25 protein-coding genes are annotated in these 22,245 nt (G+C 41.5%); 17 read left to right on the forward strand and 8 right to left on the reverse strand.

The window, feature by feature from the left end:
* The first annotated feature begins 5 nt into the window (after positions 1-5).
* The 7 genes from dinB to HRU80_10120 all read left to right on the forward strand — a co-directional run bounded on the left by dinB (position 6) and on the right by HRU80_10120 (position 6,787).
* Positions 6-1,178 (forward strand): DNA polymerase IV, encoded by a 1,173-nt coding sequence (gene dinB, locus HRU80_10090; GenBank protein QOJ29215.1) that lies wholly within the window; start codon positions 6-8, stop codon positions 1,176-1,178.
* Positions 1,179-1,387: 209 nt separating this feature from the next.
* A complete protein-coding gene (locus HRU80_10095) occupies positions 1,388-2,722 on the forward strand; it encodes an RHS repeat-associated core domain-containing protein (GenBank protein QOJ29216.1) in 1,335 nt (444 codons plus the stop codon).
* Between the two features lie 460 nt (positions 2,723-3,182).
* Positions 3,183-3,971, forward strand: a complete 789-nt coding sequence (locus HRU80_10100; GenBank protein ID QOJ29217.1) for an RHS repeat-associated core domain-containing protein — start codon at positions 3,183-3,185, stop codon at positions 3,969-3,971.
* Between the two features lies 1 nt (position 3,972).
* Positions 3,973-4,692 (forward strand): hypothetical protein, encoded by a 720-nt coding sequence (locus tag HRU80_10105; GenBank protein ID QOJ29218.1) that lies wholly within the window; start codon positions 3,973-3,975, stop codon positions 4,690-4,692.
* Positions 4,693-4,899: 207 nt separating this feature from the next.
* Entirely contained in the window at positions 4,900-5,676 is a 777-nt protein-coding gene (locus HRU80_10110) for an RHS repeat-associated core domain-containing protein (GenBank protein QOJ29219.1), read from the forward strand.
* 19 nt (positions 5,677-5,695) lie between these two features.
* Positions 5,696-6,253 carry a hypothetical protein gene (locus HRU80_10115; protein ID QOJ29220.1) on the forward strand — a complete coding sequence of 186 codons (558 nt, stop codon included), beginning with the start codon at positions 5,696-5,698 and terminating at the stop codon, positions 6,251-6,253.
* Positions 6,254-6,430: 177 nt separating this feature from the next.
* Positions 6,431-6,787, forward strand: coding sequence for a four helix bundle protein (locus HRU80_10120; protein ID QOJ29221.1), 357 nt, complete (start codon positions 6,431-6,433; stop codon positions 6,785-6,787).
* Between the two features lie 41 nt (positions 6,788-6,828).
* Here HRU80_10120 and HRU80_10125 read toward each other — a convergent pair whose 3' ends face one another.
* The 8 genes from HRU80_10125 to HRU80_10160 form a co-directional block, all read right to left on the reverse strand.
* A complete protein-coding gene (locus HRU80_10125) occupies positions 6,829-7,176 on the reverse strand; it encodes a histidine triad nucleotide-binding protein (protein ID QOJ29222.1) in 348 nt (115 codons plus the stop codon).
* A gap of 4 nt (positions 7,177-7,180) precedes the next feature.
* A complete protein-coding gene (locus tag HRU80_10130) occupies positions 7,181-8,536 on the reverse strand; it encodes a sigma-54-dependent Fis family transcriptional regulator (GenBank protein QOJ29223.1) in 1,356 nt (451 codons plus the stop codon).
* Positions 8,533-9,054, reverse strand: a complete 522-nt coding sequence (locus HRU80_10135; GenBank protein ID QOJ29224.1) for a hypothetical protein — start codon at positions 9,052-9,054, stop codon at positions 8,533-8,535. Before HRU80_10135 ends, HRU80_10130 begins: the two co-directional genes overlap by 4 nt.
* A 128-nt stretch (positions 9,055-9,182) precedes the next feature.
* Positions 9,183-10,838, reverse strand: a complete 1,656-nt coding sequence (locus tag HRU80_10140) for an acyl-CoA carboxylase subunit beta (protein ID QOJ30512.1) — start codon at positions 10,836-10,838, stop codon at positions 9,183-9,185.
* Between the two features lie 5 nt (positions 10,839-10,843).
* On the reverse strand, positions 10,844-12,007 hold the full coding sequence (locus HRU80_10145; GenBank protein ID QOJ29225.1) for an acyl-CoA dehydrogenase family protein: 1,164 nt from the start codon (positions 12,005-12,007) through the stop codon (positions 10,844-10,846).
* Positions 12,004-12,981: a methylmalonyl Co-A mutase-associated GTPase MeaB gene (gene meaB / locus HRU80_10150; GenBank protein QOJ29226.1), complete on the reverse strand. Its 978-nt coding sequence runs from the start codon at positions 12,979-12,981 to the stop codon at positions 12,004-12,006. Before meaB ends, HRU80_10145 begins: the two co-directional genes overlap by 4 nt.
* A complete protein-coding gene (gene nadD / locus HRU80_10155; GenBank protein QOJ29227.1) occupies positions 12,978-13,559 on the reverse strand; it encodes a nicotinate (nicotinamide) nucleotide adenylyltransferase in 582 nt (193 codons plus the stop codon). Before nadD ends, meaB begins: the two co-directional genes overlap by 4 nt.
* A gap of 131 nt (positions 13,560-13,690) precedes the next feature.
* Positions 13,691-14,665 (reverse strand): PrsW family intramembrane metalloprotease, encoded by a 975-nt coding sequence (locus HRU80_10160; protein ID QOJ29228.1) that lies wholly within the window; start codon positions 14,663-14,665, stop codon positions 13,691-13,693.
* A 173-nt stretch (positions 14,666-14,838) separates the two neighbouring features.
* Between HRU80_10160 and HRU80_10165 the strand changes: the two genes are divergently transcribed.
* From HRU80_10165 to rnc, 10 genes are all read left to right on the forward strand, one after another.
* A complete protein-coding gene (locus HRU80_10165) occupies positions 14,839-15,351 on the forward strand; it encodes a DUF177 domain-containing protein (GenBank protein QOJ29229.1) in 513 nt (170 codons plus the stop codon).
* Between the two features lie 17 nt (positions 15,352-15,368).
* Positions 15,369-15,548 (forward strand): 50S ribosomal protein L32, encoded by a 180-nt coding sequence (gene rpmF / locus HRU80_10170; protein ID QOJ29230.1) that lies wholly within the window; start codon positions 15,369-15,371, stop codon positions 15,546-15,548.
* A gap of 14 nt (positions 15,549-15,562) precedes the next feature.
* Positions 15,563-16,597, forward strand: coding sequence for a phosphate acyltransferase PlsX (plsX, locus tag HRU80_10175; GenBank protein QOJ29231.1), 1,035 nt, complete (start codon positions 15,563-15,565; stop codon positions 16,595-16,597).
* On the forward strand, positions 16,594-17,592 hold the full coding sequence (locus HRU80_10180; GenBank protein QOJ29232.1) for a ketoacyl-ACP synthase III: 999 nt from the start codon (positions 16,594-16,596) through the stop codon (positions 17,590-17,592). Before plsX ends, HRU80_10180 begins: the two co-directional genes overlap by 4 nt.
* Positions 17,592-18,506 (forward strand): ACP S-malonyltransferase, encoded by a 915-nt coding sequence (gene fabD, locus HRU80_10185; protein ID QOJ29233.1) that lies wholly within the window; start codon positions 17,592-17,594, stop codon positions 18,504-18,506. Before HRU80_10180 ends, fabD begins: the two co-directional genes overlap by 1 nt.
* Positions 18,507-18,529: 23 nt before the next feature.
* A complete protein-coding gene (locus HRU80_10190) occupies positions 18,530-19,084 on the forward strand; it encodes a DUF3109 family protein (protein ID QOJ29234.1) in 555 nt (184 codons plus the stop codon).
* An 8-nt stretch (positions 19,085-19,092) separates the two neighbouring features.
* Positions 19,093-19,833: a 3-oxoacyl-[acyl-carrier-protein] reductase gene (fabG, locus tag HRU80_10195; GenBank protein QOJ29235.1), complete on the forward strand. Its 741-nt coding sequence runs from the start codon at positions 19,093-19,095 to the stop codon at positions 19,831-19,833.
* 39 nt (positions 19,834-19,872) lie between these two features.
* Positions 19,873-20,109, forward strand: coding sequence for an acyl carrier protein (locus HRU80_10200; protein QOJ29236.1), 237 nt, complete (start codon positions 19,873-19,875; stop codon positions 20,107-20,109).
* Between the two features lie 77 nt (positions 20,110-20,186).
* A complete protein-coding gene (fabF, locus tag HRU80_10205; protein QOJ29237.1) occupies positions 20,187-21,431 on the forward strand; it encodes a beta-ketoacyl-ACP synthase II in 1,245 nt (414 codons plus the stop codon).
* Positions 21,432-21,553: 122 nt separating this feature from the next.
* The gene (gene rnc / locus HRU80_10210) at positions 21,554-22,198 is read left to right on the forward strand and encodes a ribonuclease III (protein ID QOJ29238.1); all 645 of its coding nucleotides are present in this window, start codon (positions 21,554-21,556) and stop codon (positions 22,196-22,198) included.
* Positions 22,199-22,245 lie beyond the last annotated feature (47 nt).

Consider the following 22,245-nt stretch of genomic DNA (forward strand, 5'->3'; position numbering starts at 1 on the left):
GCTGAATGATATTTCATCTTGACCTTGATGCGTTTTTTGTTTCCGTTGAAAGGATACTTGACCCATCACTTAATGACAAACCGGTGATCGTGGGCGGAGACCCTCACGGCCGGGGAGTGGTTGCCGCCTGTTCGTATGAAGCACGGAAGTTCGGACTCCACTCTGCCATGCCAATCCGCCAGGCCTACAGGTTATGCCCTCAGGGGATATATATCCACGGGCATCACGAAGAATACAGCAGGTATTCCGGTCTGGTTAAGGAAATTCTTCAGAGATATGCACCCATACTTGAACAGGCATCTGTGGATGAGTTTTATATGGATTTCAGCGGCTGCGGAAAAATCTATGGCTCCCTTTTTAAACTGGCTACTGAACTTCAGGCCGTCATAAAAAAAGAAACCGGTTTGCCTTGTTCCATTGGAATAGGAGCAAATAAAACCATTGCAAAAATTGCCTCTGATTTTAATAAACCTGCCGGAATTACTTTTGTGATTAAAGGAAGAGAAAAAGAATTTCTTCATCCGCTTCCTGTTGAGGTAATACCGGGTGTCGGCAAAAAATTCCTGGCACAGCTTAACGCAAGAGCGATATATAAGATTGGCGATGTGCTTAAACTTCCGCTTGATTTTATTACCTCTTCATTCGGTAAAGCGGGGATGGATTTATGGGAAAAAGCACAGGGTAGGGGGAATACCATACTCACCGTTGAGCGTGAGCAAAAAAGTATTTCAAAAGAAGTTACCTTATCAAATGATTCATCGGACAAAAAAGAACTGATAAAAGTGCTGTTTATGCTGACCGGAAGAGTCTGCCAGACGCTGCGTGATCAGTATTCGCTTGCATCAACCATCTCAGTAAAGATCAGGTATTCAGATTTTGAAACGGTACTCCGCTCCCACACCATAAAATCAACTGACGATGATCAGACGGTATTTGAAACCGCAAAAGAGTTGTTTGAAAATGCGTATCAGAGAAGAGTTGCGCTGCGCCTGATTGGAATAAAATTATCCAACTTTACTTCCTCAGGCCGTCAGGAGCAGTTATTTGAAGAAGTGCAGGAAAAGCGGGATAAACTCATTGAAGCAGTGAATGTCCTGCGGGAAAAATACGGCTATTCCGCCCTGAAACTGGGAATTACGACAGATTCTGAGATAACGAAAAGATTTAACAAGGATTGAATGGGGAGATAAATCTCAGCTAAACAACAGCGATAGTATTTTTAAGAAGGAAAGTGAGGGGAAATGTATTGCAGATTATATTTGTGATTTATCTCACACCTCTGCTCCTGAGAACAGAATTTTCTTGTACTAATTTTCTGACTTTGCTAATTTAGAGCAAATAATCATCAAAACAGGCGGAAACTTCCAATGCTTAAAAGAATTATCCAATGAAGAACGAACTCCCACTTGCATATCTTCTTGTTTACCCTCTCTCTATTGGTAATAAACTGAGTAATGATGATAATATGGGGTATTATGAGGCGAACTACTCCACCGACAGCCGGGGCAACATAACCGCAGACGAATACCGTTCAACTTCTAACATTACCTATGACAACAGGAATTTGCCCTTGCAGTTCAGCGCAAACGGAACAACGGTCAAGTATTCATACGATGACAACGGCAACCGTATATATAAAGAATTTGGTACAACTAAGGAGTTTTACCTTCGTGATCATACTGGTCAGGAACTTGCAATATTCAAAGTTAGCGGGAGTTCAGATACGCTCATGTTTTATAACATTTACGGTCTTGGCTTGGAAGGCAGAGCAGAGCAAACCTGGAGTTGGAACTATGAAACCGAACCACCGCAGATTGAACGGAGTGAGGAGCCGATATTTTATATCAAAGACCATCTGGGCACCATACGGGTGACCATAAATAAACAAGGCACCATTCTATTTGCAGCAGACTACTGGCCTTACGGCGAAAAAATGGCAGAATATAACTCAGGAACCGGAACCGTACAGAGGTATATATTTACCGAAAAGGAACGCGATACCGAAACCGGCTACGATTATTTTGGAGCGCGGTTTTATGACAGTGACCTGGGCAGATGGATGACGGTTGACCCGCTGATGGATAAATACCCCGGCTGGAGCCCTTATAATTATGTGATGGGGAACCCGCTGAGGTTGGTGGATCCGGATGGGATGAAGGTGAACGATGGCGATGAAGATAAAAAGGATAAAGAGAAAAAAAATATAAATCTGTTGCAGGCTTTGTCAGATGCATGGTATGAACTTCAAATAACATTTACAGGTAGTGTTGTGAATCCAAGCGGAGGGAGTGAAATATCAAATCAAGCCGAGATAAGAAAGATCGTTTCAAGTGGAACAAAAGCAAAAGCAGTTAAGAAAAAAGTTGAAGAATCTGCCTATAAAGGATTGGAAGAAGTGGAAAATTATTCTGCCGAAACCTCAAGAATTGCAGGAGGAATTGCTTTATTTACGGTCTGGGCTCCACCAGTATCGGGTACATTTTTTACTATCTCAAATATTTCAGGGAATATTAGTATGACAGCGGGAGTATTAAAGGCAGGTATATCACAATCATCATCTGATGGAATTAATGCAAGTGTAGATGCGGGAGTCTATTTCTTTGGGGCATTTATCGATCGAAAGATAGGAGCATCAAAAATTCTCTCCGATCAAGAAATAAAATTGACCAAGAATGTTTTTGGGAGTAGTTATAATGTGATAACTAATTCTTTAGGATTTTGATATGTTGGTTGCAGATATAATTATTGGTTTTGTACTTTTAGGATCGCTCTATCTGGAATTTAAGGATCCAACTGCTGGGGTTGACGAAAAAGATTCTAATACTGATCTTGTATCCCGCATGGCTCAGTTTTCCATTAGAATAAAAACTATAAGTTTAATAGTAATAGGAATTATATATTTTATTATGCGATTATATACAATTTGGTGATAACAACCTGATTCTAGATTTAATTAACTTATTATTACTGGGATTATGGATAATAGTTGCATATTATCTTGAACCTTTTAGAGAAGCAAAGCATTGGTCAGAGAAATTAAGATTCAGTTTAATTTGGTTTCAGATAGTAATGCTTTCTCTTAACTACATTGCTAAAGCCCTAAAATTGACAATACCAATGGATCAATAACAAAATAGTCAGTTTTATAAAAGAATGTAAAAAATAGTGATTAATATACCTAGATGTTAATAGAAATATTGAAAGCATTAGCAATGAAGAATTTTGAGAAGAAACTCTCAACTTTCAATTCTCAACTTTCAACTTGTTCCGGCGGCTACGATTATTTTGGAGCAAGGTTTTATGACTCTGACCTTGCCAGGTGGATGAGTGTTGATCCCATGGCAGATAAATACCCTGGCTGGAGCCCGTATAATTATGTGATGGGTAATCCGTTGAATAGTATTGATCCAGATGGCAAGGAGGTACGACTAAATAACAGAAAGGATGCTGAAAGATTAGCGAAAGAGATAAACAAAGTACTTGGGGGAGAACACGTCTTTATTGTAGAAATCAAAATTAATGATGGGGATAATAATCAACACTATTTTAGGATTGATGCAAATGAAAGTAGTTTAGATTGGGGAAAGGACAAATACTTATCCGCAGCTTATGATGTTTTTGCTTCTACAGAACACATTTACAATGTTGTGTTCTCAGAAACCGCTGATAATAGAGGCGGAGGGTATTATAGATCGGATGGTGAAAGCATAATTGGCCAAATCAACCGAAACGAGAATAATCATGATGTAGTGCTTTCAAAGAGTGAAGCCCAATACAAGAATGGGACAGTTGGGGTAGTATTTTTTCATGAAGCAGTTGGACACGGACACCCAGTTACAGGGAGTGAGTTTAATGGTAATGCAACCAAAATAAGTGAATATTTTGGGTATAACAAGCATTTGTTTCACAAAGGATATGTTAAGGAAACTGGGTGGAAAAGTAGTCAGTTGAATCTTTGGCGAAGGAAATGAAATGAAAGAGCAAATTCAGTATTTTTTCTTATCAGCCGTAGTAATTCTAATAATAGTTCTTAACTATATCTATTTTAAAATTAGTCCTTCCGGAGAAATAGTTCATTTAGTAGATGGATATTCAACATTCTTCGGAACAAGTAATGGTCTTGGAATTGATGGAATGTTTACTAAAGACTATGCAATATTTGGATTCTCTCCTTCAATACTATTTATTATAGTTACAACAATATTTTTACAGAATAGCAAACTTCAGGAGAAAATAAGCAAATCAAATAGTGAGAATATTCAATTAAGCTCAATACTTGTAATTTCTTTAACTATTTTAACGATCTCGATACTTTGTAGCCCATATTTTGTAAGTATGAGATTTTTTGAAAATCCTTATTATTTTATCGTTATTGGAGTATTCTTCTGTTTTGTACTTACAAATATATTTAATATGAAAGATATTCTTGAGGGAGATGGTAATAGAATTATAAAGATTGGAATCACGAGTTTTTTAATTGGGTGTTCATTAGCTATTGAAACTTCAAATTATTTTGATTTTTTTCATAATGAAGGAACAAATATTCACCGTGATATCAATGGTGCAATCATTGTACCTTATAATTTTATGTCTCATTTAAATTTACCTGGATATTTTTTATGGCGTGGATTATTATATTTTAATATTATAACCTTATTCTACCAATTATGCAGGATGTATAGCAAACGTTAAGGAATATATAAACTTGAAATATAACGATTAAGGATAAAAATATTTTTTACGATGTGCTGCGATAAAACCCGGATAGATTCTATTTTGATCGAGCGGAGTGATGAACCATATTACTACATCAAAGACCATCTGGGTACCATACGAGTTACTTTGAATAAGCAGGGTACGGTGGTGTTTGCCGCAGATTACTGGCCGTACGGAGAAAAAATGGCAGAGTATGTTTCCGGAGGTACCGCCGCGCAGAAATATGTGTTTACAGAAAAAGAAAGAGATATTGAAACCGGTTACGATTATTTTGGCGCAAGGTATTATGACTCAGATCTGGGCAGGTGGATGACCGTTGACCCTTTGGCTGATAAATACCCCGGCTGGAGCCCGTATAATTATGTGATGGGCAATCCGCTGAATAGTTATGACCCGGATGGACGGGATGTTATTGTATTGCTTGCGCCAAAAGGGGCTAATAGAGCCGGGCACTCTGCAATACTTATCGGGAATAGTAAAACAGGTTGGACTTATATATCCAAAAACGGTACACTGGAGGGAGAAAAAGATTTATATGGGAAGTCAGATTTTACTTATTTAGTACAAGAAGAAGGAGAAACTTTTAATCAATTCCTTGCAGAAGTTGAGGACAGGGATAGGCAAGATTATGAGGTGGGTTATTGGATGATTTCCGATACAGACGAAGATAGAAAAATGATTAATGCAGCCTTAACAAATGCTAAGGAACTTTATAAATTGCTCACAAACAACTGCATGGATGTTGTTACAAAAGCTCTTGAGTCTATAGCATTACACGGTGGCCATGTCAACATGCCCATGAATGGGAATGGAATTAGTAGTGGTGTTACCTATAAAGACTATAATGCGATACCAAATATTCGATATGAAATTATAAAAGCTAATAATGTGGGATTTGAGTTAATCTTATCAAATGATACGGTTTATAAGAGAAAAAAAGCCGAAGCAGGGTTAGAATAATATAAAATGCATATTTTACATGAAGTTAAAATCTTATTTGTTGGGCACGTTTATTTTTGCCGTAATACTTATAACTATTTATGTAATTGTGAATATTTATACTTCTTATTTTGACTATGGTGGAGCAGGTTTATCAGATGATATTGAATTTTCAAAACGGCTCGGTGTATTTAGTTATGAGTATGTTGTTGAACCTGAAATATTAAAAATTGACAGCACTTTCACTCTTCGATTCGGAGAGGCATGGGCTGAAAAAAGTTGGGTTCACGGCAACTATTTTAAACCTGTAAAGGAACCTTCACGTGATGAATGGAAGGGGTACACACTGTACATCGAAATAATAGAAACCGTGGACTTTTCAATAGAATTCTATAAAAAATATTCAGTGCATACGATAGACAATGACTCTACAAAAAATAGTTTTGCCATGACATATGTAGGCGGCGAAAAAAGTTTTCTGAGAAGCTCTTTTCGGAAACTTGATAAAAATGAAATTATCATTCATATAAAAGAAAGAAAGACGGACAGCACTAAAGCCGATAGGCGAACTGCTTTTTTCACCATACGAAAAAAATAACTATATTATTATATAATGGATCACTTTGGTACGATACGGGTAACTCTGAATAAGCAGGGGACGCTTGTGTTCGCAGCAGACTACTGGCCTTACGGTGAGAAGATAGCCGAGTATTAGATAGTTTAGAATTGAGAATTGAGAATTGAGAACTGATAATTTTAAGCGGAATTAAAATCCATGATTGAATCCATTATTAGAGAAAAATCGTTTAATTTTGCGGTAAGAATAATAAAATTATCTCAGTACTTACAAAAACAAGGCGAGTTTATTCTTGCTCGTCAATTGCTGCGATCTGGTACTTCGATTGGTGCAAATGTCCGGGAAGCGAAACACGCTGAGTCAAGAGCTGACTTTATTCACAAAATGAACATAGCTTTAAAAGAGTCAGAGGAAACCGGATATTGGCTTGATTTATTATTAGCTGGTGGGATTTTAAAAACTGAAGAACATCAATCAATAAAGCAAGACGCAGATGAGTTGACTAAAATATTGCATTCCATTGTGAAAACATCAAAAAAGAAGAAATTTGAATAATAAATTCTCAACTTTCAATTTTCAACTCTCAACTAATTCCCTCATCCCGGGGGCCAGTTCATTTTTCTGCCGCCAAGCAGGTGCAGGTGAAGGTGATATACTTCCTGTCCGCCGTTTTTGTCGCAGTTTATTACTAATCTGAATCCGTCTTCTTTTATGCCTTCCTGTTCTGCAATGGTGTTTGCTGCAGCAATAAGCTCACCCAGCAATGTGGTGTGGTCAGGCAGCCGGATTTCGCGTATGGTGGGTATTTCTAATTTAGGAATTATCAGTATATGTACCGGTGCCTGCGGGTTGATATCCCTGAAGGCAAGTACCGAATCTGTTTCATAAACGATATTTGCCGGGATTTCTTTTCTGATAATTTTTGAAAAAATTGTTTCTGCCATAGCACTATTCTCCTTTTTCTATGCCATATTTTTTCATTTTGTTGTAGAGGTGGCTCCGCTGAATCTCAAGCAGCTCTGCTGTTTTTGAAACATTCCATCCGTTTGCCTCAAGCTGCTTCAGGATAAATGCTTTTTCGGCTTTTTCCTTAAAATCCTGGAACGAGTTGCTCTGGTCAATTAAATCATTGATGGACTGTTTTTCATAAGGGAGCAGACTTTCCAGGTCACTTTTCTGAATCACCGGTTTGTCAATAATGATGATGATCCGCTCAACAATGTTTCTCAATTCACGGATGTTTCCTTTCCAGGGGAGCTGCTTCATCAGCTCGATGGCATCGTTTGAAAAATGTTTGGTTTTCTTTTTATACTTTTCTGAAATTCTTTCCGTGAAAGCTTTTACCAGAATGGGTATATCCTCAGTCCTTTCCCTGAGCGGGGGGATTACGATGGGGATTACATTCAGCCGGTGGAATAAATCTTCCCTGAAGTTGCCTTTTTCAATTTCTTCTTTCAGATTTTTATTCGTTGCGCTTATGATCCTCACATCAACTTCGGTTTTTTTATTTCCCCCTACTTTTTCAACTTTTCCTTCTTCTATGATGCGTAAAACCTTTGCCTGTGCCTGAAGTGACATATCTCCAATTTCATCAAGGAATAGCGTGCCTTTATGGGCAAGTTCAAATTTACCGGTTTTATTTTGTATTGCACCGGTGAAGGCGCCTTTTTCGTGCCCAAAAAGTTCTGACTCAATCAGCTCATTTGGTATGGCTGCACAATTAATGTCAACATAGGGGGAGTTTTTCCTCTGGCTCATTTCATGAATTGCCTTGGCAACCAGCTCCTTGCCGGTACCATTTTCGCCGGTAATAAATACTCGCACATCGGTTTCGGCAACTTTGGCTATAAGGTCTAATACCTTTTTTATGGCAGAGCTTTCCCCCAGGATTTTTGTGTCAGAAAGAGATTCAATCCTAAGACGTTCATTTTCCCGCGCCAGATTAATCTGAGAAAGAGCATTGCGGACCGTTATAAGAAGTTTGTCGCGGTCAATCGGTTTTTCGAGGAAGTCAAAAGCCCCAAGCCGGGTTGCCTGCACTGCATTCTGAATATTTCCGTATGCTGAGATCATTACCACCGGCAGGGCAGGGTGAACTGCTTTAATCTGCTGCAGGATTTCAAATCCGTTTGAGTTGCCCATCTGGATATCCAGCAGCACCATATCGTAAGCTTCTTCACTCAGAACTGAAGGCGCCAGATTGCCGTCATTGATATATCCGGCGGTGTAATCTTCAAATTCAAGAATCAGCTTTATGCTTTCGCAGATTTCTTTTTCGTCGTCAACTATCAGGATTCGGTTCATAGATAAAAAAACAGATGATAAATATTATAACCGGTTATAAATACCGAGGGCACGGTCTTTTGTGAGAGCAGATGCCAGCCATAACGCACGCCAAGTTCGTTTATGTTTACATCACGCAAATCAATATCGGCTTCGGTATTAAAGTTTTTTTCGAATAACTCTACAAAGTTACCAAAAAAGCGTACAACGCTGTTACTTCGCATCCGGTAAGCAGCCGAAGCATTTCCAAAAAAATGGGCTAATTTGTCAGCATCTCCAAAATGATCGGCGGGGGAGTCAAAAAGAAATCGCCGGGGGATGTTTCTGTTTTTTGCGTCATACGTGGTCAGATCAGCAGCAGGAAGCGGATAACGGAGGGTACCCAGCCCGAAGGGAAGCTCCATGGGAACCTCCCGGTAGGGTATAAGTGTAAAACAGAGAACCAGGAGCGCTTCAGCGGCGTCATCAGGATACATAGTATCCGCTTTTATAAAGAGGGAGTCAATAAGTTCAAGTTCGGTCAGGCCCGGGTTACTCACCGTGTCAACTCCTGCCAGATATTCTGAAAGCCGGTCTATGCTAAGACCAAGCTGGCTTCTGTTTTGCGGTTCTGCCGTGTCCTGTAAAAGCAGGAGAAGCTGGCAGAAAATAAAAAAGGTGAGTGACCTTATGTTTGAATCACTCCGGTCCTGAAGGAATCAAACTCCGGATTATTATCCGCTATCTGAATACACCTGCTGACAAATTCACGGGTCTGAGCCGGGTCAATAATCTCATCAATCCACAATCTTGCCGCTGCGTAAAGAGGAGTGCTGTGCTTCTCATAAAGATGCAGTATTTCCGTTTTAAGCTTGTTTTTGTCTTCATCAGAGAGCACTTTACCGGTTTTTTCAAGCTGTTTCACTTTAATATCCGTCAGCACAGATGATGCCTGGTTGCCTCCCATAACGGAGATCTTAGCCGAAGGGTATGCTGCAATAAAACGCGGGTCATAAGCTTTGCCGCACATTGCATAGTTGCCAGCACCAAAGCTGTTTCCGGTGATGATGGTGATTTTTGGTACAACTGAGTTTGCAACTGCATTCACCATTTTAGCGCCATCCTTGATAATGCCGCCGTGCTCCGCCCGTTTGCCCACCATAAATCCGGTAACATCCTGAAGAAAAAGCAGCGGAATTTTTTTCTGATTGCAATTCAGAATGAATCGTGTTGCTTTATCCGCGCTGTCAGAATAGATAACGCCCCCCACCTGCATCTCGCCGGCAGCGCTTTTAATAACCTCTCTCTGGTTTGCCACAATGCCCACCGACCAACCCTCAATGCGGGCGTAAGCAGTTATTAAACTTTTTCCGTATCCGGCTTTGTATTCATCTATTTCAGAATTATCGGTAATGCGCGCAATCAGTTCGTAGGTGTCGTATGGCTTTATAATTTCATCAGGAAGAACGCCATAAATCTCTTTATTGCTGAACTTAGGGGGTTTCGGCTGAATACGGTTGAAACCGGCTTTGTCTCCTGTTTTAATTTTTGAGATAAGATTTCTTAAGAGCTGCAAACACTCAGCATCATTCTCTGCGATATAATCAGTCACGCCTGATATATTGGACTGCACCTGTGCTCCTCCCAAAGACTCATTATCAATCACTTCACCGATTGCGGCTTTCACCAGATGCGACCCGGCAAGAAAAACTGAGCCCTGGTTTCTCACGATAATCGTTTCATCACTCATGATAGGGAGATATGCTCCGCCGGCAACACATGCTCCCATAATTGCGGCCAATTGCGGAATACCCTTTGCTGAAAGCCGTGCGTTATTGCGGAAGATTCTGCCGAAGTGTTCTTTATCAGGAAAAATTTCTTCCTGCAAAGGGAGAAACACTCCCGCACTGTCAACCAGATATATGATAGGTATGTTATTCTCTAAGGCAATCTCCTGAGCGCGGAGATTCTTTTTGCAGGTAATGGGGAACCAGGCACCAGCTTTCACGGAAGCATCATTTGAAACGATGACGCACTCCTGGTTATAAATTTTGCCAATGCCGAAGATGGTACCGGAAGAAGGGGCTCCGCCATACTCCATATACATATCGTATGCGGCAAAAGTATTCAGTTCAAAGAATTGGGTTCCGGGATCAAGCAGACCGGCAATTCTTTCACGTGCGGTTAGCCGGCCTTTTGCACGGTGTTTTTCGAGTGCATCCTTGCCTCCGCCGAGTTTAACCTTTTCACGCTCCGCTTCAATTTTACGGAGTTTCTCCTTATTTGCATCCTCACGGATGTGAAAATCAGGAAGCTGTTCAGCCGGTTTTCCAATTAATCCCATAAGCATCACTCCTGCAGAAATTTTCTGGCTATTACTAATCTTTGTACCTCGCTTGTGCCTTCACCAATGGTAAGCAGTTTCACATCACGGTAAAACTTTTCAACCGGGTAGTCTTTGGTAAATCCATAACCGCCGAATATCTGCACTGCCTCAATCGCACATTTTTCCGCCGTTTCAGAGGAGAAAAGTTTTGCGATTGCTGCATCATGCATGATTGGTTTCTGGTTATCCTTAAGCCATGCTGCTTTATAGGTAAGCAATCTGGATGCTTCAATCCCGACAGCCATATCAGCAAGTTTAAACTGAATCGCCTGAAAACTATTTATTGGCTTTCCGAACTGCTGGCGTTCACCTGAGTATTTCACTGAATTAAGCAATGCACCTTCAGCAAGCCCGACACTAAGAGCAGCGATTGAAATTCTGCCCCCTTCAAGTATTTTCATCGTCTGTATGAAACCTTCACCTTCTGTGCCGATAAGGTTTTCTGCGGGAACTGAGCAATTATCAAAAATCAATTGTGCTGTGTCTGATGCTCTCATTCCCAGTTTGTTTTCTTTTTTTCCTGTGCTGAATCCGGACATTCCTTTTTCAAGGATAAAAGCGGAAATTCCTTTTTTTCCTTTCGAAGCATCAGAGACTGCCATTACCACAGCAGTCTGGCCGACTGAAGCATGGGTGATAAAATTTTTGCTTCCGTTCAGTATATACTTGTCTGCTTCTTTTTTGGCAGTGGTTCTCATTGCAGCAGCGTCACTGCCGGAGAATGATTCAGTAAGCCCCCACATCCCGATTTTTTTTCCGGTTGCAAGATCCGGCAGATATTTTTTCTTTTGTGCTTCACTTCCGTTTACGAGTATATGATTTGTGCACAGGCCGTTATGAGCAGCAACGGAAAGGGCAAGTGAAGGGTCAACTTTCGCCAGTTCTTCAACCACAATCACAAATTCCGTATATCCGAGTCCTGAGCCGCCATATTCCTGAGGAACAAGGATGCCCAGATATCCCATCTCGCCAAGCTCTCTCATTAAGTCGTGCTGGAACTCCTGTTTTTCATCAAACTCCATTACAACCGGCTGCACTTTTTGTTCAGCAAAGTCACGGATATTTTCCTGAATCATTAATTGTTCCTCTGTAAAAGACAGCAGGAAGTTTCCTGAAGAACTGCTCATGTGTTTTCCTCTTTTGTGAAATTATCTTTGAACTCCTGCAGAAGCAACTCTGCTATATGATAAGGGGAGTCTGATTTGCTTTTTTCCGAAGCTGAAGCTGCAACGGTGTCAATGGAGTGGTTACCCCATAAGTAAGAAAGTATTCTTGTTTCTACAATGCCTTTTATCCGGTCGTTTCTGCGTTCCATCCGTTTTTTCAGGAAACTGCCTGATTCATCCAGATATTTGTGGTGTCTTGCTATTTCTTCCGCAATTTCTTTAGTGCCTTTATTTTCAGAAGCAACTGCTTTAATGATATCAGGCATCCATGAGTGTTCGTCATGGTCTCTCAGCCCCAGTATTGTTCTGATTGCTGAAACTGCCTGCTCAGAGCCGGGGCGGTCAGATTTATTAACTATATATGAGTCAGCAATTTCCATCAGTCCGGCTTTCATTGCCTGAACTGCATCACCAGACTCCGGCACGAGCACTACGAGCGTGGTATCTGCTGCTTTTACGATATCAAGTTCAGACTGTCCTACGCCAACCGTTTCGAACAATATATAATCATAACCTGCTGCATCAAGCACGTCTGCTGCATCAATTGCTTTTTTACTTAAGCCGCCTAAGCTCCCTCTGGTTGCCATACTCCGTATGAAGATGCCGTCAAGATTACCTGTTTCAGCCATACGGACACGGTCACCAAGCAGCGCACCGCCTGAGAAGGGGGAAGTAGGATCAACAGCAATAATACCGACTTTTTTACCCTGACTAAGATAAAACTTTGCAAGCTGATTGGTCAGAGTGCTTTTACCTGCGCCGGGAGGTCCGGTAATTCCGATTCGGTATGCACTGCCGGTGTGTTTATATAACATGGCAATAAGTTCTTCTGAAAGGGGAGACTCTGATTCAATCAGGGAAATAACCCGCGCGACAGCCCGTTTTTCATTACGGATAACCCGTTCAAATAACGTTTCGGTATGATTCTGACTCATAGATACAAATTGTTCGTTTTTATATATTCCTCAACCGCAGGGGGGATGAGAAATGAAACAGGCAGGTGGTTCTGAATTCTCTCTCTGATAAACGTGCTGCTTATTTCAATAAAGGGGGTATTAATCTGAATTACCTTTCCGGTTGAGTGATATTCAGAGTATTCCGTATCAATAAAACTTCTTTTGAGTACCACCACATCGCAGGTATTTAATATACCTTCCGGATCCTTAAATGAATGAAAACCGGCAAAAGTATCCTGACCGAGAATTAATTCGATATTGCCGTATTCTTCCCTGAAGTATTTAACGGTATCAATGGTGTAGGATACACCTCCGCGGGAAACTTCATAATCTGACACGGAAAAAAGCGGGAAATCCTTTACCGCCAGTTTTGTCATATTCATTCTGTGTTCAGTTGAAGGAACATCCACTCCGACCTTAAAAGGGGAGATACTGTTCGGCACGAATACAACTCTTTCATATTTACGCGCTTCCGCTGCAAACATGAGTGGAATAAGATGACCGTAATGAATGGGATTAAAGGTGCCTCCAAAAATCCCGGTTTTTTTTCGTTTCAAACCAGTTTTGCCGGAAAAATATTAATCAGAAAATTTTACTTAGGAATTCAACTTTTAAGAAATTGATTATTAAAGAATTGAATATTGTTCAAAATTAAAACTATTTATTTTTGAAATATACAACATGTGAATCATAGTGCCGATTTTTCTTCCTTCAGCCCGGCGCTCTCCTCAGGAGGGAAAGTTTCTAAAAACCACTTCCTCAGATCTCCTATTTCAGCCAGTTGTTGTTCGGCTGCTTTACCCTGTGAAAATTTTATCTGCTCTTTCCTGAACGCAAGCTTTACGCCATTCTGTTTCAGGCCTTTGGCAGTCTCCGCATCAAGGGAAAAATACGAAGCCGGTTTTTCCAGCAGGACTACGGGGAGTAAAAAGGCAGGGAAGTACCCAAGTGCTGATTCTTCCTGAAGCTCACGGTTGATCAGCTTATACTCCTGATTAATTGAGTACCGGAATAGCGCCCTGAACAGGTATACTGACCCGATCATGAAAAGTGGTCCAAGCCATACGGATTCTTCCACAACCACCGCTGAGTTCCAGGTAAAATGAATAAGGATAGCAAGAAGATACCCGGTCATGGCCAGAGTGTATTTAAGCGAACTGCCCTTAAATTTTGATATTCCCAGGAATGCACCAAAAACCGCTGTGCTGATAAAATGCATTACGCACGAAAAAAGGGTACGGGTAATAACCAGGAAGACCCATTCCGCACCGCTTGAGGCCCCTAAAAAATAGAGGAAATTTTCTGTCATCCCGAATCCCAGACCTATGGCACCCCCATAAACCAGTCCGTCGGTCATATTATCAAAATCACGTTTACCAATAGTCGAAAAGAGAAAAACTCCTTTCATGAATTCTTCCACTACCGGAGCCACAAAAACGGTATCAGCCAGATCGGAAACCGCTTCACTGGCTATAAAACCGGAGAGAAAAGAACTGACCAGCGCACTGCCAATGAGGGTGAAAAATACCGCTCCGAGAGAACCCCAGGCAAAATTCTTCAGGTAGAGCCGGACAGGTTCTTTATCGTATTTGTCGGCTTTTCTTAACCAGATCAGGTAGAGCGAAACGGGTATAACCGCCGCAAGTAATGAAATAATAACCATTAAGTAATATAATGCCCCCGGCTTTCCGCAGGACAATCAGGGGAGGCCGGCAGGGTAATTTTAATAATGTTCTATAAAATTATGATGATTTTTCGTAAATTTAGCGTTTGCTTAGCAGAAATTGTAGAAAATTGCAGTTTCGACGTATGAGTTAACTGATGCAGGATTTGGCAATGAGTATGATTATAAAACTGAATACCTTATCTGCCGGTAAAAATCAGCTTGAATTTCCGTTCAAATTATCAGAGGCCGGACTTCAGGAGCCGTTCACCGGAGAAGGTTTTGCAAAGTTTACGTTTGAGAAGACTCACCACCAGCTTTTAATGCATTGTGAACTCACTACTGAAATTCAGACAGTCTGTGACCGGTGTAGTTCACCGATTCAGAGGAAACTTCAGAACAATTTTGATTTTGTCTATCTGTTTGAGGTTCCTGAGGAGGAAGATGACAGTTTTAACGTCCGTTACCTCGCTCCTGAAACTGACCGGGTTGATATAACTCAGGAAATATTTGATTATGCAAATCTCAGCATTCCGCTGAAGATTTTATGTGATGAAGAATGCAAAGGGCTCTGCCCGCACTGCGGATGCAACCTGAACGAAACATCATGTTCCTGTGCTGATTCCCAGAAGGGAACGCTTTATGATAAGCTGCAGGATATTAAGAAGAAATTAGAAAACAAATAATAAATAAAGGTTAGATCATGCCAAATCCAAAACGTAAAATGTCGAAGACCAGACGCGATAAAAGGCGTACACATTATAAAGCTACCGCTTCAACTCTGGGTAAATGCAGCAATTGTAACGAACTGAAACTTGCCCATCATGCATGCCCCTCATGCGGCTATTATGACGGAAAATCAGTACTTCTTCCCGGTAAATAATTAAGAAAGCTCAAATGGGTTCAGCTAACCCGTCTAAGTATAGGATTGTTCTTGATGCGATGGGAGGGGATTTTTCGCCTGTCAATGAGGTAATCGCTGCAGGTGAAATTGTCAAAAATCATCCGGAAATTGATTTAATCCTGACCGGGGATAAACAGGCAATTCAAAAGGTTATGGCTGAGAAGGGAATATCATTTCCCGAGGCAAATATTATACATGCTTCGCAAAAAATTGATATGTCCGACTCACCGGTGGCAGCTCTTAAAAAGAAGCCTGATTCTTCAATCTCAGTTGGCTGTAAATATGTCGCTGAGGGGAATGCTCAGGCGTTCGTGAGTGCCGGTAATACCGGCGCGGTTGTTACTGCCTCAACCTTTATTCTTGGAAGGATTAGCGGAATAGAGCGCCCCACCATGGGTACCTTCTTTCCTAATGAAGCCGGTGTAAGCACAATATTTGACGTTGGGGCTTTTGTTGATTCAAAGCCCCAGCATCTGCTTGGTTATGCCAGAATGAGCACTATTTATGTCAGGGAAATCTATAACATGCCTGCTCCCAAAATCGGGCTGCTCACCGTAGGTGAGGAATCCGAAAAAGGGGGAAAAACCATTAAAGAAACACACGGACTGCTTAAAGACTCAGGACTTAACTTTTTTGGAAACATCGAAGGAAGAGATATCCTTAAAGGAACAGTGAATATCGTCCTTTGTGACGGATTTGTCGGAAATATCGTCCTTAAATTTGGCGAAAGTGTGCCCAAGTTCCTCAAAACTCTCCTGAAGGATTACGCTTCAAAAAGTATCTGGAATAAACTGAAAGTACTGATCGTTAGAAATGTACTCCGCGAGGCACTTAAGCCGTTGGATTATCAGTATTACGGAGGAGTTTTATTACTGGGTGTAAAAAGTGTAAGCATCATCGGACATGGTTCAAGCACTCCGCTCGCTATTACCAATATGGTGCTCCGCGCTAAGGATTGTATTGAAAAAGAGGTTGTGAAAAAAATAGAAGCTGCTATAGCTGAATCACCTATGAAGGAAACTGAATGAGAAAAAGATTGAATGCCCAGATTACCGGTGTTGGAATGTACGTTCCTGATGAAGTGCTGGACAATAAATTTTTTGAGAATATTTTAGAAACTAATGACGAATGGATCCGGACGCGTACCGGAATTCAGGAGAGAAGAAGATTACAGAAAGGTGCAACCAGTGATTTGGCCGCAGAAGCAGCAAAGGATCTCATGGAAAAGCACAAGTTAAACCCTGAAGAAATTGATGCTATTATTGTTGCGACGGTAACACCGGATATGTTTTTCCCGGCTACCGCCTGCCTTGTTCAGGAAAAAATCGGCGCCAAAAACGCATGGGGATATGATCTTTCGGCTGCCTGTTCAGGATTTCTCTTTGCACTGCAGTCCGGCGCCTCACTCATTGAAAGCGGAAACTATAAAAAAGTGCTGGTAATCGGCGCTGATAAAATGAGCGCCATCGTTGATTATTCTGACCGCAATACAGCTATTCTTTTTGGAGATGGTGCATCAGCGGTCCTGCTCGAACCCACCGAAGATGAATCGCTGGGTATGCAGGATTCTATCCTCCGTACAGACGGAAGCGGAAAAGAATTTTTATACATGAAAGGGGGAGGAAGTCTTAACCCCCCGACACATCAGACTATTGACGATAAAATGCATGTACTGTATCAGGACGGCAAGGCAGTATTTAAGGTTGCTGTAAAAGGCATGGCAGACGTTTCTTATGAACTTATGCAGAAAAATAACCTCAAATCTGAGGATATAGCGTATCTGGTGCCTCATCAGGCAAATTTAAGAATAATTGATGCCACCGCAGACCGTATGGGTGTAACCCGTGATAAGGTGATGATAAACATCAATAAATATGGAAATACAACCGCTGCGACTATTCCGCTCTGTCTGACAGAATACTACCGCGAGGGTAAGATTAAAAAAGGGGATAAACTGATTCTGGCTGCTTTTGGTGCAGGTTTTACCTGGGGAGCATCATATCTGGTGTGGAGTCTTGACTGATGGGTAAAAGAGCATTTTTATTTCCCGGTCAGGGTTCTCAGTATGTAGGAATGGCCAAGGATCTGTATGAGAATTCTGTTGAAGCTAGGGAAATGGTTAAAACAGCCGATGGTGTTTTAGGTATTCCTCTTTCCTATATCATGTTTAACGGGCCTGAAGAAGAGCTCAAACAGACTGAAATTACGCAGCCGGCCATTTTTCTGCACAGTGTTATTGTCGCATCACTGATCAGAACACTGGATAAAGACGCCACTGCCGGACACTCTCTCGGTGAATATTCAGCATTGGTAAGTGCCGGCGCTCTGCAGTTCTATGAAGCCATACAGCTTGTCCGTTTCCGTGGGCAGGGAATGCAGGTTTCTGGTGTGGAAAATCCCGGAACCATGGCAGCAGTCGTTGGTCTTGACGGTGAAACGCTTACAAAAGTTTGTGAAGAGTCATCAGCCGAAGGAATTGTACAGTGTGCAAATTTCAACTCTCCGGGCCAGATTGTGATCTCCGGAAGCGTTTCAGGAGTTAAAAAAGCCATGGAACTGGCAAAGGCCCATAAAGCTAAACTGGTTAAGGAACTGGTTGTAAGCGGAGCTTTCCACTCGCCGCTAATGCAGAGCGCTAAAGACAAACTGCAAGGGGAGCTTGATAAATACAATTTTTATGATTCACGGGTACCTGTTTATGTGAATGTTACCGGTGAACCAGTTGTCAGAAAAGAAGAATTTAAAGTAATGCTGCACCGTCAGGTGACCGAACCTGTTCTCTGGGAACAGACTATCAGAAGTATGGTCCGTGATGGGTTTGATGAGTTTTATGAAATCGGGCCGGGAAAAGTGCTTCAGGGACTGGTCAAGAGGATAAGTCCGGAATCAAAATGCTCCGGAATTGATACCTTTAAGGATTTGGAGCCGTTTCTTTGAGTACCCCTGAAACTCCAAAAAAAATGATCAAAGGTTTGTATATTGATCCTTTGATTTTCAGTTTCCCCTTCGGATGCCGGTGTTCAGGCGAATGCTGCCATTACGGAGTTTATATGGATAAGGCCGAGTATCTGAATACCCTTACCCTTAAAGATGAGCTGCTGGAAATTTTTGACGAATCCCAGACCAAGGATATTTCCAAATGGTTTGAGCCCGAGGAGGAAGATAAAGATTTTCCTTCCGGAATTGCAGTAGGAACTGAATTACATAACGGCAAATGTGTTTTCCTGGATAAAGAAGGACTTTGTTCAATACAAAAGCTTTCGATGATGAAGGGTGAACCCAAATGGAAGAACAAGCCGCTCTATTGTGTTCTCTTTCCTCTCACAATCTATGAGAACACTCTGACGATTGATACCGATCATATTGACCGTCTTAAAACCTGCAATAAGGATGGTGCTTCGATGAGTATATATGATGCATGCTCGGAGGAGATTTTGCATTTGTTTGGTTCTGATGGATTTGAAGAATTGAAGACGTATAAAAAAGAATTTGAGTCAGCAAATAAAACTGCATGAGTGATTTAATGATGAATGGAAAAACCGCACTCGTTACCGGAGGCAGCAGAGGGATTGGAAGAGCTATTCTCGACAGCCTGGCAAGAAATGGCTGTCAGGTTGTATTTACCTACCTCAGTTCACAGGAAACCGCCCAAAAGATAGAAGAAGAATATACCTCGCAGGGAATGAAAGTCTACGGGGTTAAAGCTGACGGTTCAAAAGCCGAAGAAGTTGAAGCATCTGTCAGGTTCGCTGTTGAAAAAACCGGGTCTGTTGATATACTTATTAATAACGCAGGAATTACAAAAGATACTCTGCTGATGCGTATGACAGCTCAGGATTTTGAAGCAGTTCTTTCTGCAAATCTTAACAGTGTGTTTTATTATACTAAAGCTGCTACTAAAATAATGATGCAGAAGCGGTGGGGGAGAATCATCAATATTACTTCAGTTGTGGGATTAATGGGGAATGCCGGCCAAAGCAACTATGCTGCTTCAAAAGCCGGTGTGATCGGGTTTACAAAGTCAATCGCCAAAGAACTTGCTTCCCGTAATATAACAGCAAACTGCATAGCCCCCGGATTTATTGAGACAGATATGACAGCAAAACTGAAAGACGAGCAGAAAGATGCTCTGCTGAATCTTATCCCTCTCAGGAAATTTGGCCAGGCAGATGATATCGCAAAAGTCACAGCGTTTCTGTGTTCTGATGCAGCCGGATATATAACCGGCCAGACCATTGCCGTTGACGGCGGAATGACAATGTAATTTTTCACTAACAACAAAAACAACTATAGGAGTACAACAATGGATGTCGAAGCAAGAGTAAAAGAAATCATCATGGATAAGTTAGGAGTTGAGGAGTCAGCAATTACCCCGACAGCATCTTTCCAGCATGATCTCGGTGCAGATTCCCTTGATACCGTAGAACTGATTATGGGTTTTGAAACCGCTTTCAACATTCAGATTCCGGATGATGAAGCTGAAAAAATCACCACAGTCGGTGATGCAGTTACTTATCTGAAATCAAAAGCAGCCAACTAACGATTACGTTTTAAAGTGGAAATCAGCAGGGGGTGAAAAAATACTTCATCCCTTGCTGAAAACTGCAGGAGGTTTCTGTGCGTAAAAGAGTAGTCGTTACAGGTCTTGGTACGGTCAATCCGGTTGGATTAGATACTAACGCTTTCTGGGAATCTCTTGTATCCGCCAGAAACGGAATCGGTCTAATCTCCCGTTTTGATACTTCGAAATTCGATACAAAGTTTGCCGCTGAAGTTAAGAATTTCGACCCTTCCCTTTACCTTGATAAAAAGGCAGTAAGACGTCTCGATCTTTTTTCGCAATTTGCCATTGCCTCTTCTGATCAGGCACTTAAAGATGCAGCCATTACCAAGAACGGCTTTGACCCCGATCGTATCGGAATAGTTTTTGGCAGCGGTATCGGTGGTGTTCAGACCATGCAGGAGCAGCACCGGGTATATTTCGATGGCCTTGACCCCTCAAAGATATCTCCTTTTTTTATAACCATGATGATAGCTGATATAGCCGCCGGACATATATCAATCCGTCATGGCTTTAAGGGACCTAACTATTCAACCACGTCTGCCTGCGCAACATCATCTCATTCCATTGCCGATGCTTTCATGATAATTCAGCGCGGCAGTGCTGATATTATGCTTTGCGGCGGGAGCGAAGCATCAATTACTGAAATTGCAATCGGCGGTTTTAACGCAATGCGGGCACTTTCGGTTGATAATGAAAATTATCAGACTGCCTCAAAACCATTTGATCTTAACCGCAGTGGTTTTGTTATGGGAGAAGGAGCAGGAACACTTGTCCTTGAAGAACTGGAACATGCACGTAAAAGAGGGGCAAGAATATACGCGGAACTTAAAGGAATCGGCCTGACCGCTGATGCCTACCATATGACTCAGCCTCATCCTGACGGTGATGGTGCGGTTCGTTCAATGAAACTTTCAATAAAAGATGCCGGGATATCTGAAGAGGAAATTGACTATATAAACGCACACGGTACGTCAACTCCGTTCAATGATGTCACTGAAACCAAAGCAATAAAAACCGTCTTTGGTCAGCATGCTTACAATCTCCATATCTCTTCCATTAAATCCATGACCGGACATCTCCTTGGCGCAGCCGGAGCGATAGAAGCGATTGCCACTGTTTTGGCAGTACACCATGATACCATCCCGCCAACAATAAATTATAAAACTCCCGATCCTGATTGTGATCTCAATTACACACCGAATAAAGCAGTTCAAAAGAAGGTCAGAAATGCGATAAGCAACACCTTCGGTTTTGGTGGTCACAATGCTTCACTTTTGTTCAGTAAATTTATCAACTGAGTATGATAGGGCTTTTAAGAAATTTTTTACGAAGATCCCGTAATAAAAAGATCCTGTCCAGAGACAGAATAAAAAAAATTGAAGCATTGACAGGAGAGGAAATAACTCAGCCTGAAATCTTTATGGAAGCACTGACACACCGCTCCCATCTTGATAATAAAAAATTTATCGTTTCCAACGAACGGCTTGAGTTTTTGGGAGATGCGCTTCTTGGATTTGTGGTAGCTGAGGTGTTATCATCACATTTTAATGATAAGGACGAAGGTTTCTTAACGCGTGTAAGAGCAAACTTTGTAAATAAGCAGACTCTTTTTTCCGTGGCTTATAAGATCGGTATTCATGACCTGCTTTTTATGAGTGATGAAATCAAACTTTCAGAGGGGAGTCCTGGTTTTCAAACCATTCTTGCGGATGCATTTGAGGCATTTATCGGGGCAATTTATATAAATCACGGTCTTCCCACAGCAAAAGAGTTTATTACTCAGAAACTTATCCGCCCCAATCTTGATTCCGGTCTGCATTTGGTAGATAATAATTACAAAAGCCGGCTTTTAGAGCTTATTCAGTCTCTAAAACTGGAAATTCCCAAGTACAGAGTAGTTAAAGAGGAAGGCCCCGAACATGACAGGGTTTTCACCGTTCAGGCTCTGGTAGGAGAAAGAGTACTCGGTCTTGGAGCCGGGAAGAATAAAAAGGCAGCTGAGCAGGAAGCCGCAAAAGTAGCTTACCTGAATCTGACGACCGCGAGTAATCTGACAGAGAACTGATTTTCATGCTTTACTGTTTATACGATTAAATCATCTTTATATTTGTT

It is taken from the genome of Ignavibacteriales bacterium (assembly GCA_015709675.1).
GTDB lineage: Bacteria > Bacteroidota > Ignavibacteria > Ignavibacteriales > Ignavibacteriaceae > H2-BAC3.